The sequence below is a fragment of the Bacteroidota bacterium genome (genome assembly GCA_016720935.1).
GTDB lineage: Bacteria > Bacteroidota > Bacteroidia > AKYH767-A > 2013-40CM-41-45 > JADKJP01.
This window is the reverse complement of the sequence record JADKJP010000004.1, coordinates 312,905-324,809: the sequence shown is the minus strand read 5'-3', so window position 1 is coordinate 324,809 and position 11,905 is coordinate 312,905. Positions and strand designations below refer to the sequence as shown.

Here is an 11,905-nt window from a genome sequence, read left to right as displayed (position 1 = left end):
ATTTTGTGGATTTCAATAAGCTAAATAACGTCTATTTTATCGGCATCGGAGGCATTGGTATGTCTGCGCTGGCACGTTATTTCAAAGCCATTGGAAAACAAGTAGCAGGGTATGATAAAACACCAACACCTTTAACAGATGAATTGATTCGTGAAGGAATAGAGGTGCATTTCAAGGATGAGGTTTCTCTGCTTCCTTCTGCAATTGTTAAAAATAATGAAGCGCAAAATACAACCCTGGTAGTGTATACACCTGCAGTGCCAAAGGATCACCAGGAATTAAATTTTCTGAAGGCGAATGGTTATGTAGTCATGAAACGGTCGGAAGTGTTGGGTTTGATTACAAAGAACAGTTTCACCATCGCTGTTGCGGGAACACACGGGAAGACCACTACATCTTCCATGATTGCTCATTTGCTTCGTTATGCCGGAGTAGATTGTTCCGCGTTTCTCGGAGGAATTACAAAAAATTACAATACTAACCTCCTCATTGGCTCAGGTGCTGCAAAAAGCACAGTCGTAGTTGAAGCGGATGAATACGATCGTTCCTTCCTTACTTTGTTTCCGGATATTTCCGTTATCACATCCATGGATGCTGATCATCTGGACATTTATGGTGACAAAACATATATGGAAGAATCCTATCGTTTATTTGCCCGTCAACTCAAGCCGGGAGGAAAGTTGATCTATAAAAAAGATTTGCCTATTGGTCCTGTTCAGGGAGATCACACTTATTTCAATTATTCAGTCGATAAAAACAGCGATTATTCTGCTACTGAAATCCGGATAGAGAATCACCGTTATCATTTTAACTGGAATGATAAGTTGGGGACGATTAAGGACCTGACTTCAGAAATGCCCGGACTGCACAATGTAGAAAATGCTGTCGCGGCGATCGCTGTTGCAAGGCAACTCGGAATAGCAGAAGATAAAATCCGGCAAGGGCTGGCGGCTTATACCGGAGTCAAAAGACGTTTTGATTACCAGGTGAAGAATGGAAATGTGATTTATATCGATGATTATGCTCATCACCCTGAGGAATTGAGAGCCTGCATAGCATCCGCCAAGGAGCTTTACCCCGGAAAGAAAATTCTGGGTGTCTTTCAACCTCATCTGTTCACGCGAACCCGGGATTTTGCCGACGGTTTTGCAAATTCCCTTTCGATGCTGGATGATTTGGTCTTGCTTGACATTTATCCTGCACGGGAAAAACCTATTCCCGGAGTAGATTCCCGGTTGATTCTTGATAAAGTTACACTTCAAAATAAGTCATTGGCACATTTGTCTGACTTCCCCGGCATTCTTAATAAACATGAGTTTGACGTTTTGCTTACCCTCGGAGCAGGTGACATTGATCAGTTGGTTAGTCCGATCAGGGAATATCTTTTGGTTCATAATTGATTAGTTATCATGATGAAAATGAATATAAACTGGAAAAAAGCAGGGAAAGTGAGCACCTGGGTGCTTGTCTTGATTGCTTTTGCCGTGACCGTTGGGTTTACGGAAAGCAAGCAGGCGAACCTTCTTTGTACTGACGTTCGCATTGTGGTAGAGGATTCAACCGGATTCGCATTTGTTGAAACATCAGATATTCAAAATATCCTCCACGACAAGTTTGGAGAATTGAAAGGTCAGCCGGTTAGTTCTATCAACATTGCTTTGTTGGAAAAAATCATTAATAACAACCCATTCATTTCGAGAGCCGAAGTATTTTCAACCGTTGATGGAAAGCTGAATATTGAAGTAAAACAACGTCTTCCTGTAGTAAGAATTATGAACTTTAATAATGAAAGCTTTTACATTGACGACAAAGGAGTTTTCATGCCCAGGTCGGAGAAATATACAGCACGTGTACCTGTTGCAAATGGATATATTTTCGATAAAGAAGTTGAAAGAAGTGTAAGGGTGATTGATGAAGATCCTGTTGATACGAGTGTTCACCTTTCGCGGATTGAAAAAGTATTCAGAGTTGCAGATTATATTCACCACCACGATTTCTGGAATGCACAGATCGAACAGATCTATGTCAATGCCAACGGGGATCTGGAATTGATACCGCGTGTGGGAGATCATTCCATTGTTTTAGGAGATGATCAACACATTGAAGAAAAGTTTGAAAAATTGTTTTTGTTCTATACTGAAGGTTTAAATAAAACAGGATGGAACAAATACAAAGTCATTAATTTAAAATACAAAGACCAGGTGGTCTGCACGAAAAAATAAGATGGAAACGATCGATATCATTGTAGGTCTCGACATCGGTACAACAAAAATTTGTACGATTGTCGGCAAAAAAAATGAGTTTGGGAAAATTGATATTCTCGGCTATGGGAAGTGCGAATCACTGGGAGTAACCCGTGGTGTCGTAACAAACATCGTGAATACAATCGAGTCCATCAAAATGTCCGTACAGGAAGCTTCCGGGCGATCCAATGTTGAAATTGGAAATGTGTATGTCGGCATTGCCGGTCAGCACATAAAAAGTTTGCAGCACCGCGGACAGAAAATGCGTAACTCTCTCGAGGACGAAATCAGCCAGACCGATATCGATGCGATCGTTGAAGACATGTACAAACTGGCAATGCCTCCGGGAGAAGAAATCATTCATGTGATTCCTCAGGAATATATCGTCGACAGCGAACAGGGGATTAAAAATCCGATAGGAATGTCTGGTATCCGCCTGGAAGCCAATTGTCATATCATCTCCGGACAGGTTACTGCAGCGAAAAATATTTACAAATGTGTAAACAGGGCAGGACTTCATACAGAAGGATTGTTTCTGGAGCCCCTTGCTTCTTCCGAAGCGGTATTGACCGATGAGGAAAAAGAAGCAGGAGTTGTGTTGGTGGACATCGGTGGTGGTACTACCGATATCGCTATTTTCCAGGATGGAGTCATTCGGCACACTGCAGTGATTCCTTTCGGTGGAAATGTTATTACTGAAGATATTAAGGAGGGTTGTACTATTATCCGCAGTCAGGCTGAGCTGCTCAAGCTTCGTTTCGGTTCCGCGTTGGCCAGTGAGAACCAGGAAAATGAAATCGTTTCTATTCCCGGTTTGCGCGGCAGGGAGCCAAAAGAGATTTCGATCCGCAACTTGGCTAACATCATCCAGGCCCGGATGGAAGAAATCGTAGAGCACGTTTATTACGAAATAAAAAATTCAGGTTTTGAGAAAAAACTTGTTGCGGGAATTGTGATCACGGGTGGTGGCGCGCAATTGCGCCATATTGTTCAGCTGGTCGAGTTTATTACCGGTATGGATACCCGAATCGGTTACCCAAATGAGCATCTGGCAAAAGGCGCGGATGAACTGAAGAGTCCGATGTATGCGACCAGCGTAGGTTTGGTCATCAAAGGATTTCAGGAAATGGAGAAAAAGAAACTCGCTCAGAAAAAAATGCGCGACAAGGAGGATTCCGAAAAGAAAGGAAAGCCTGGCAAACTCGTATCGCCAAGCCGTACAGGTGGTGGATTTTTTGATGCCATCAAAAAGATTTTCGAAGAGGAACCCGATAATGAATTGAAGTGATCAACAACAAAGGGAATAAATAAAACTTAACAAAAACTATTTACACATGGAATTCGATCTTCAGAGAGAACATACCTCTATCATCAAGGTGATTGGAGTTGGTGGAGGAGGTAGCAATGCGGTGAACCACATGTACCGTCAGGGCATCAAGGGTGTGGAGTTTATTATTTGCAATACCGACGCGCAAGCTCTTGAAATGTCACCTGTACCTTCGAAAGTTCAGTTGGGTTCAAGCCTTACCGAAGGACGCGGAGCGGGATCTATCGCCGAAGTCGGAAGAAATGCAGCGATTGAAAATATAGAAGACATCCGCCGGATTCTTCTTGATAATACCCGGATGGTTTTCATCACCGCCGGAATGGGTGGTGGTACAGGAACCGGAGCAGCGCCGATTATCGCGCAGACAGCCCGCGAAATGGGAATCCTCACCGTTGGTATCGTTACAATTCCATTCGATTTCGAAGGAAAGAAACGTAAGATCCAGGCGGATGAAGGTATCGAAGCACTGAAGCGCAGTGTGGATACAATCCTGATTATCCGGAATGAGAAACTTCGTGAAATGTTCGGCAATCTGAAATTGTCAGAAGCTTTTTCTCATGCCGATGATATTCTTACAACCGCGGCAAAAGGTATCGCTGAAATTATCACGGTGACAGGTTACATCAACGTGGATTTCGAAGATGTAAAAACCGCGGTGCAGAACAGTGGAGTTGCGATCATGGGTTCATCCATGGCGGAAGGCGAGAACAGAGCTATCAAAGCTGTTGAACAGGCATTGGCTTCGCCTCTGCTGAATGACAATAACATTAAAGGTGCTCGATATATTCTCATGAACATCGCTTCCGGTACACGTGAAGTGACTATGGATGAGATTGGTGAAATCACGGATTACATCCAGGAGCAAGCCGGTTTAACAGCGGATATCATCTGGGGAAATTGTCATGAAGAATCGCTTGGAGATAAAATCAACGTGACAATCATCGCTACCGGTTTTAAAACCCGTGAAGAACTGGGTCACGATCTTGAAGTGGTGAAACAATCCGCGAAAGTAGTACATGTGCTCGGAAAAGAAACTCCGGCTAATCCTGCTCCTTCTATTCAGAAAGAACAGATCCAGGAGCCATCATCGATGGAGCCGACTTTGATGAAGTCAAACGAATCGGTTCACACTACTGAAAATAAAGAGACTTACTCCGAAAGCAATGAAATCAGTTTCGAATTCAATGTAGGTCCGGCCGGTAAGGAATCAGCTATCGGTACACCTATCGCTGAGAAACGCGATGAACCGTCAGAGAAGAAAGATCCTGTAGTTTACAACCTTCATGATCATACTCTGGAAGAGGATCCTACGGAAGAACAGCTTCGCAAATCCCGTGAGCGTATTCTCAAATTGAAATCACTCAGCTACCGTATCGGAAACACAAATATTACCGATATGGAAAAGGAGCCGGCTTACAAACGCAGGAATATCAAACTGGATTCAGTTCCTCATTCCAGTGAATCCAGTGTTTCAAGATATACGCTCACCAACGAAGATGAGAAAAAGACAGAATTGCGTCAGAACAATTCTTTCTTACACGATAATGTAGATTAATTCCCGGCAATTTCCGTGAGCTGTCTACGCGATTAGTTTTCATGTTAAGTTTTGATCCCTGCCCTCCCTTCACGGGGAGGGTTTTTTTATTTGTATCTTCGTCATTGAATGCAAACACCGGGTTAACCCGGAATTAAATATTCTACAACATGACTCTCGAAGAAAGAATCAATAGCGAATTGAAAACCGCTATGCTTGCAAAAGACGAAGCTTCTGTTCGTGGATTGCGCGCGATCAAACAAGGAATCCTGATGGCAAAAACATCGGGTGCAACAAGTATGAGCGCGGAGGATGAAATCAAAATGATTCAAAAACTTGTGAAGCAAAGAAAAGAATCTGTTGAAATTTATCAGCAGCAAAATCGTCCTGATCTGGCAAAACCGGAACTCGAAGAGATTGCTGTGATCGAGCGATTCCTCCCAAAACAAATGGACGAAAGCGAAATCCGGTCCGAATTAAAAAGAATTATTTCCGAAGTTGGGGCCAGTTCCCCACAGGAAATGGGAAAAGTAATGGGTGCCGCATCTAAATTTTTTGCCGGAAAAGCCGATAATAAAATCGTTTCCCAATTGGTTAAAGAACTCCTTTCCGGAAATTAGGCCTTTCAGGATTTGCGTGTTTGGAATAGATTATTACCTTTGAAATTCCTAAACCCGCATTTGACAATTAATTACTCGCAACGGCAGTTGCTCGCGGGTTGCAGCTGACCCTTGTGAAGTAAACCATTACCCAATGAAAACCGGTAAAGTAAAATTCTTCAATGAGTCCAAAGGATACGGATTCATAGTAGCTGATGACAACGCAGCTGAGGTGTTTGTTCACCACAGCGGTCTCATCGAAAAAGTTCGTGAGAACGATTCAGTAGAGTTTGAAGTTATTGATGGCAAAAAAGGCCAGAATGCAGTTAACGTGAGAAAGATCCAGTAACGAAAAATAACTACCGTCTGCCACGGGAACCTTTTCGAGGTTCCCGTTTTTTTTTATTTAAGATTTTGGATTGTAGATTTTAGATTGCTGATTTTAGATTATTTAGCCTTAACAAATGAAGAATATTGTCGACTCACAAACCATTTTATAAATCTACAATCATCAATCTAAAATCTACAATCCAAAATCCAAAATCCCTCACGTGTGTTCATGCGTCCGCATAAACTCATCAACACCGGTAGTTGGAACAAAACCGCAACTCTGGTGATCAATCCGATGGAAATTAAAAAGCCGCCCATGAAAGGAACCAGCGCCACATATTGAGCGAGCATAACAGCGTAAATAGAACCAGCGCTGTTTGCAATCATTCCAATAATCGCCCCAGTGTCGCGAATGAATACAATCCCTTTGAAAAAAATGATCAATCCCAGACTCAATCTGAGTAATGCGAACCATTTTGACTGATGGAAATCACCCCATGTTTCAATTTTATGAATGAAATTCATAGATAATGGTTTTTAGGATGAATACTAATTATCATTCAAATGTTGCCGAATCAAACGGAGAAGATCAAGCATATATCACTGAAAATGAGAATGATGTGATTATTTCGAGCAAAACTCCAAACCTTATTGGAATTCTCTAAAAAATTATGATTCAGGTGAATTTGAGAGTTCTGTATTAAATTGCTTTTTTGATAATAAAAACCTGATTGGAAACTGATTTCTTCGGAAGGAATAGTATTTCCGTTCAATAGTTTCATTTACTTTGGCTTTCAGAAAACAGAATCAAGCATCGCCGGATTCCGGATATTTCTATGCAAACACTAGCGCTGGGTATAGATATTGGAGGTACGAACACATCGTTTGGATTTGTGGACCGGCAAGGACACATTTATCCGAAAAATGTAATAGCTACAAGCGATTTTCCACAAGCCGAAGATCTTGTAAAAGCTGTCTGCAAACAGGCAGAAAAACAGTTGGCCTCTTTTGATTTTGATGCAAAAATTGTTGGAGTTGGAATTGGAGCCCCGAATGGAAATTATTTCAAAGGCACCATTGAATTCGCGCCCAATCTGAAATGGTATGGTGTGATTCCTCTTGCCAAATATTTCCACGATCAACTTCAGGTTCCTTCTGTGCTTACCAACGATGCCAATGCCGCCAGCCTTGGTGAAATGTACTTCGGTGGAGCTAAAGGAATGAAGGATTTTTTATTCATCACACTGGGTACCGGACTCGGGAGTGGTATTGTTGTGAATGGAGAATTGGTTTACGGCCATGATGGTTTCGCAGGGGAAATAGGTCATACCCTCATCATCCAGCATGGTCGGTTGTGCGGATGCGGGCGAAGAGGCTGCCTTGAACAATATTGCAGTGCAACAGGAATTGTTAAAACCTATCTGGAGATTTTGAAAAATGATGATCCGGCTATGTACAACAACATTGATTTTCATAAGATCAATGCAAAAACAATTTATGATAAGGCTTTGGCAGGAGAAGAAGCTGCCTTTTATGCATTCAATTATACCGGAGAATTACTTGGTTTTGCGCTGGCAAATAGTGTCGCATACACAAGCCCGGAAGCAATATTTCTGTTTGGTGGGCTAGCGCAATCGGGAGAACTTCTCTTTAATCCGACAATTTTGAGTTTCGAAAAGAATCTTCTGAATATCTATAAGAACAAAATAAAAATTCTTCCATCTTCTTTGCCTGAAAATGATGCTGCCATCCTCGGCGCGGCTTCTCTTGCATGGAAGGAGTTGGATAAAAAATTAGTTTGAAATCACACATGATCATTCGCTTTAATTGGAAATTAACAATCTTGATACTAGTCGTCATGAACCTGTCTTCGCAGGCGCAAGATAATCTTGATAAATTCCCGCTGATTCCAAAACCGGTATCTTTTTTACCTGGCTTCGGCAGTTTTCAGCTCTTGCCGGAAACGCAGATTGTTGTTAACGATGAGAATTCCAGAAAGGATGCAGCTCTCTTTAATGCATATCTCTTTGATCATTACGGTTTCCGTTTGGAAATTTCTACTTCGATAAAAGAGCGTAAAAAGGCACTGAATTTTTTTCGGGATTCAACGGATGCTAAACTTACTCCGGATGCTTACCACATGGATATTGGTGTTGAGAAAATTTCTTTACACGGCGGTTCCGGAGCAGGTGTATTTTACGGTATCCAGACCTTGATACAATTATTACCTGCCGGTAAAACACCGACAATTAAAATTCCTACAGCTAAAATTGAAGATTATCCACGCTTTGCCTGGAGAGGAATGCATCTTGATGTATGCAGACATTTTTTTTCAAAGGAGTTTGTAAAAAAATATATTGATCATCTTGCAATGTACAAGATGAATACTTTTCACTGGCACCTTACCGATGATCAGGGCTGGCGCATTGAGATAAAAAAATATCCAAAGCTTCAGGAAATCAGCGCGTATCGCAAAGGAACACTAATCGGTCATTACGGAGAAATTCCTGAACGTTATGACACCATTCGCTACGGTGGTTATTATACACAAAATGAAATTCGTGAGATCGTAGCCTATGCGAAGCAACGACATGTGAACATAGTTCCTGAAATTGAAATGCCAGGACATGCTCTTGCGGCGCTTGCAGCTTATCCCGAACTTTCCTGCACGGGAGGGCCATTTGAAGTAGGAAAAACCTGGGGCGTTTTTCAGGATGTATATTGTCCCAAAGAAGAGACGTTTACTTTTCTGGAAAATGTGTTAAGTGAAGTCTCTGATTTGTTTCCCGGAAAATATATTCATGTTGGTGGAGATGAATGTCCGAAAGATCGCTGGAAACAATGCTCGCATTGCCAACAGTTGATGGCAAAGGAGGGCTTAAAGAATGAGCATGAATTGCAAAGTTATTTTGTCCGCCGAATCGAAAAATATCTTCAATCAAAAGGGAAGAAAATGATAGGCTGGGATGAGATTCTGGAAGGTGGCCTTCCACCTGAAGCTACTGTAATGTCATGGAGAGGATACAGTGGAGGAATAGAGGCCGCGAAACAAAATCACGATGTAGTGATGACTCCGACAGGCTCCTGCTACTTTGATTATTATCAGTCCAGAGATGCAAAAGAACCGCTCGCGATCGGAGGTTATCTTCCTTTGGATCGTGTATATCAGTTTGAACCTTGTCCGGATGTACTCAATGCAGAAGAACGCAAACATATATTAGGTGCGCAGGGAAATCTCTGGACAGAATATATACCTGATTTCTCACAGGTAGAATACATGGTCATGCCACGGATGGCAGCGCTCTCGGAAGTTTTATGGTCACCCTCAGAACAAAAGAATTACAAGAGTTTTACCCACCGGCTCGTAGGTCATTTTAAAATGCTCGATTTTCTGAAGGTGAATTATTCCAAAGCGGTGTTTGATGTTAATTATTTTGTGTATCCAAACAGCGGATCAGAAGGAGTCGCACTCGAACTGAATACCGAGTACGAAGGAGGAGTGATTCATTATACGGATGACGGCTCTGAACCTAAATTGCAATCACCTGTTTACAATGGAAGAATTCCATTGGGACAATCTGCAAATATCAAAGCTGCGGTTTTCGATGGACAGTTCAAGCGTGGCCGTGACTTTTCTCAGGTGTTCAAACTCAATTTTGCAACAGGAAAAGAGATCATTTTAAAAGATGTACCTCATGAAGAATATTGTCGTGGGGGCGGATTCTCATTGTTGAATGGTGTTACCGGAAATTTACCCTGGAATGGTTCAGACTGGCTGGGCTGGAGTGGAAAAAACCTGGATGCTACTATTGACCTTAGTCGTCCAGTTACTTTTACAAAAGTAAGTGTCGATGTTCTTCAGGATGAGGCAAGCTGGATCTATTTACCGACATCAGTAGAAGTATTGGTAAGTGATGATGGTGTAATTTTTAAGTCCTTGAAGAAAATTTCTTCCTCTGAAATTAAACCCGGACAAAGACTCATCACACTAAATCTCGGGAGAACAACAGCGAAATTTGTAAAAGTCATCGCGGAAAATAGCGGAACAATTCCAAACGGTAAAGCCGGAGAAGGAAATCCTGCCTGGCTATTTTGTGATGAAATCATGATTGAATAACACTAGATACATGGCTACGAAAAGCAGAAGAGATTTTATAAAAATCTCCGGTCTTGGTTCCCTGGTTTTTCTAAACCTCCCCAAATTATTTGCAGAGAAAAAACCTGTGACCTCTTCAGGAGCTATTGTGCTTTCCACCTGGTCGCATGGTATTCCTGCAAACGCATCTGCATGGGAAATTCTTTCAAAGGGTGGACGGGCACTGGATGCGGTGGAAGCGGGTGTGAGAATACCGGAAGCTGATCCGAAAGTTACATCTGTTGGCTATGGAGGACTTCCTGATCGCGATGGTCGTGTTACTCTGGATGCATGCATCATGGATGAAAATGCGGGTTGTGGTTCTGTCGCTTTTCTGGAACATATCATGCATCCGATTTCTGTTGCAAGAATGGTGATGGAAAAAACTCCTCATGTGATGCTGGTTGGAGAAGGCGCTTTGAAATTCGCGCTTGACCAGGGATTCAAAAAAGAAAACCTGCTTACCCCCGAATCAGAAGCTGCCTGGAAGGAGTGGTTAAAAACATCGCAGTATAAACCTGTTGTTAATTGGGAAAATCACGATACTATTGGAATGATCGCTATGGATCAGCAGGGAAATTTATCCGGTGCCTGTACCACCAGTGGTATGGCTTATAAGCTCCATGGAAGGGTAGGAGATTCCCCGATTATTGGTGCCGGATTATTTGTAGATAATGAAGTTGGAGCAGCCACTTCAACCGGAGTAGGTGAAGAAGTCATCCGCATTTGTGGTTCACACTTAGTGGTTGAGTTGATGCGTCAGGGAAAAAATCCTGAAGAAGCCTGCCGCATCGCTGTTGAACGTATTGTTAAAAATCAACCAAAAAAATCAAAAGAAATTCAGGTTGGATTTTTGGCATTGAATAAGCACGGCGAATACGGCTCTTACTGTCTCCAAACAGGATTTAATTATGCTGTGTATTCCAATTCAGTTTCGAATATACTGATTGATGCTAAAAGCCACTACTGATTTTCAATTTGTAAAATGCTCCTGGAAATAGTTTGCACAAACATCGAATCCGTGCATGCGGCAATACAAGGCGGTGCCGACAGGATTGAACTATGCGAGAAACTGGAGACAGGTGGTGTAACCCCATCATTTGATTTTATCCGATTAGCAAAAAAAAATTCACCACTGCCTCTGCATGTATTGATTCGACCAAGATCGGGTGATTTTGTTTATTCCGCAGAAGAGTTGTTGCTCATGAAGGATTCTGTTCTTTTCTGCAAAGACATCGGAGTTGAAGGTGTTGTTCTGGGGTGTTTATTACCGGATGGGAAAATTGATACTGACAAAACACGCGAATTGGTTTCTCTTGCCAAACCAATGTCAGTCACTTTTCATCGTGCTTTTGATGTTGCAGCAAATTACCCTGAGATTTTAGAAGATGTTATTTCCTGTGGATGTGACCGATTGTTAACTTCCGGCCAGGCTTCAAATGCCTTGTTGGGAAAAGAAAGAATTCGCGAGCTTATCTTATTCAGCAAGAATAAATTAGTTGTTATGCCGGGAGGTGGAGTCAGAGAGGAAAATGTTTCAGAGATTATTCGTTTTACGGGATCATCGGAAATACATTCTTCTTGTCTTAATTTTGGGTCTTCTCATAAGGGATTTTCGTTGAATAATCTTACAGGTCATGGAAATAGAGATTCGAATGTATCCAATCCAATTCCTGATCCGGAGGATATTCGCAGATTAAAAAAAATAGTATTCAATTCAGAAAAAGGTACGTGACA

Annotated in this window: 11 protein-coding genes; 10 read left to right on the top strand and 1 reads right to left on the bottom strand. The window is 42.0% G+C overall.

Annotated features, from left to right (window positions below; genetic code table 11):
• The first annotated feature begins 5 nt into the window (after positions 1-5).
• The 6 genes from IPP86_05455 (at position 6) to IPP86_05430 (ending at position 6,052) form a co-directional block, all read left to right on the top strand.
• Entirely contained in the window at positions 6-1,400 is a 1,395-nt protein-coding gene (locus IPP86_05455; protein ID MBL0137960.1) for a UDP-N-acetylmuramate--L-alanine ligase, read from the top strand.
• Between the two features lie 9 nt (positions 1,401-1,409).
• Positions 1,410-2,222 (top strand): hypothetical protein, encoded by an 813-nt coding sequence (locus IPP86_05450; protein MBL0137959.1) that lies wholly within the window; start codon positions 1,410-1,412, stop codon positions 2,220-2,222.
• A gap of 1 nt (position 2,223) precedes the next feature.
• Positions 2,224-3,531 (top strand): cell division protein FtsA, encoded by a 1,308-nt coding sequence (gene ftsA, locus IPP86_05445; GenBank protein ID MBL0137958.1) that lies wholly within the window; start codon positions 2,224-2,226, stop codon positions 3,529-3,531.
• A 46-nt stretch (positions 3,532-3,577) separates the two neighbouring features.
• Positions 3,578-5,125 (top strand): cell division protein FtsZ, encoded by a 1,548-nt coding sequence (ftsZ, locus tag IPP86_05440; protein MBL0137957.1) that lies wholly within the window; start codon positions 3,578-3,580, stop codon positions 5,123-5,125.
• Between the two features lie 149 nt (positions 5,126-5,274).
• Positions 5,275-5,724, top strand: coding sequence for a GatB/YqeY domain-containing protein (locus IPP86_05435; protein ID MBL0137956.1), 450 nt, complete (start codon positions 5,275-5,277; stop codon positions 5,722-5,724).
• A 133-nt stretch (positions 5,725-5,857) separates the two neighbouring features.
• Positions 5,858-6,052 (top strand): cold shock domain-containing protein, encoded by a 195-nt coding sequence (locus IPP86_05430; GenBank protein MBL0137955.1) that lies wholly within the window; start codon positions 5,858-5,860, stop codon positions 6,050-6,052.
• Between the two features lie 167 nt (positions 6,053-6,219).
• Here the strand turns inward: IPP86_05430 and IPP86_05425 are convergent, their stop codons facing one another.
• Positions 6,220-6,558, bottom strand: coding sequence for a DoxX family protein (locus IPP86_05425; protein ID MBL0137954.1), 339 nt, complete (start codon positions 6,556-6,558; stop codon positions 6,220-6,222).
• Positions 6,559-6,869: 311 nt separating this feature from the next.
• Here IPP86_05425 and IPP86_05420 point away from each other — a divergent pair, with 311 nt between their 5' ends.
• The 4 genes from IPP86_05420 (at position 6,870) to IPP86_05405 (ending at position 11,903) form a co-directional block, all read left to right on the top strand.
• Positions 6,870-7,835 carry an ROK family protein gene (locus tag IPP86_05420; protein MBL0137953.1) on the top strand — a complete coding sequence of 322 codons (966 nt, stop codon included), beginning with the start codon at positions 6,870-6,872 and terminating at the stop codon, positions 7,833-7,835.
• A 62-nt stretch (positions 7,836-7,897) separates the two neighbouring features.
• Positions 7,898-10,150, top strand: a complete 2,253-nt coding sequence (locus IPP86_05415) for a family 20 glycosylhydrolase (protein ID MBL0137952.1) — start codon at positions 7,898-7,900, stop codon at positions 10,148-10,150.
• Positions 10,151-10,160: 10 nt separating this feature from the next.
• Positions 10,161-11,138: a N(4)-(beta-N-acetylglucosaminyl)-L-asparaginase gene (locus IPP86_05410; GenBank protein ID MBL0137951.1), complete on the top strand. Its 978-nt coding sequence runs from the start codon at positions 10,161-10,163 to the stop codon at positions 11,136-11,138.
• A gap of 15 nt (positions 11,139-11,153) precedes the next feature.
• The gene (locus IPP86_05405; GenBank protein ID MBL0137950.1) at positions 11,154-11,903 is read left to right on the top strand and encodes a copper homeostasis protein CutC; all 750 of its coding nucleotides are present in this window, start codon (positions 11,154-11,156) and stop codon (positions 11,901-11,903) included.
• The last annotated feature ends 2 nt before the right edge of the window (positions 11,904-11,905 follow it).

Bases quoted from the DNA above. Each gene is read 5' to 3' on its own strand.
- IPP86_05405 (MBL0137950.1), top strand. From the start codon at position 11,154: ATGCTCCTGGAAATAGTTTGCACAAACATCGAATCCGTGCATGCGGCA.
- IPP86_05420 (MBL0137953.1), top strand. From the start codon at position 6,870: ATGCAAACACTAGCGCTGGGTATAGATATTGGAGGTACGAACACATCG.
- IPP86_05410 (MBL0137951.1), top strand. From the start codon at position 10,161: ATGGCTACGAAAAGCAGAAGAGATTTTATAAAAATCTCCGGTCTTGGT.
- IPP86_05425 (MBL0137954.1), bottom strand. From the start codon at position 6,558: ATGAATTTCATTCATAAAATTGAAACATGGGGTGATTTCCATCAGTCA.
- ftsA (MBL0137958.1), top strand. From the start codon at position 2,224: ATGGAAACGATCGATATCATTGTAGGTCTCGACATCGGTACAACAAAA.
- IPP86_05435 (MBL0137956.1), top strand. From the start codon at position 5,275: ATGACTCTCGAAGAAAGAATCAATAGCGAATTGAAAACCGCTATGCTT.
- ftsZ (MBL0137957.1), top strand. From the start codon at position 3,578: ATGGAATTCGATCTTCAGAGAGAACATACCTCTATCATCAAGGTGATT.
- IPP86_05430 (MBL0137955.1), top strand. From the start codon at position 5,858: ATGAAAACCGGTAAAGTAAAATTCTTCAATGAGTCCAAAGGATACGGA.
- IPP86_05450 (MBL0137959.1), top strand. From the start codon at position 1,410: ATGATGAAAATGAATATAAACTGGAAAAAAGCAGGGAAAGTGAGCACC.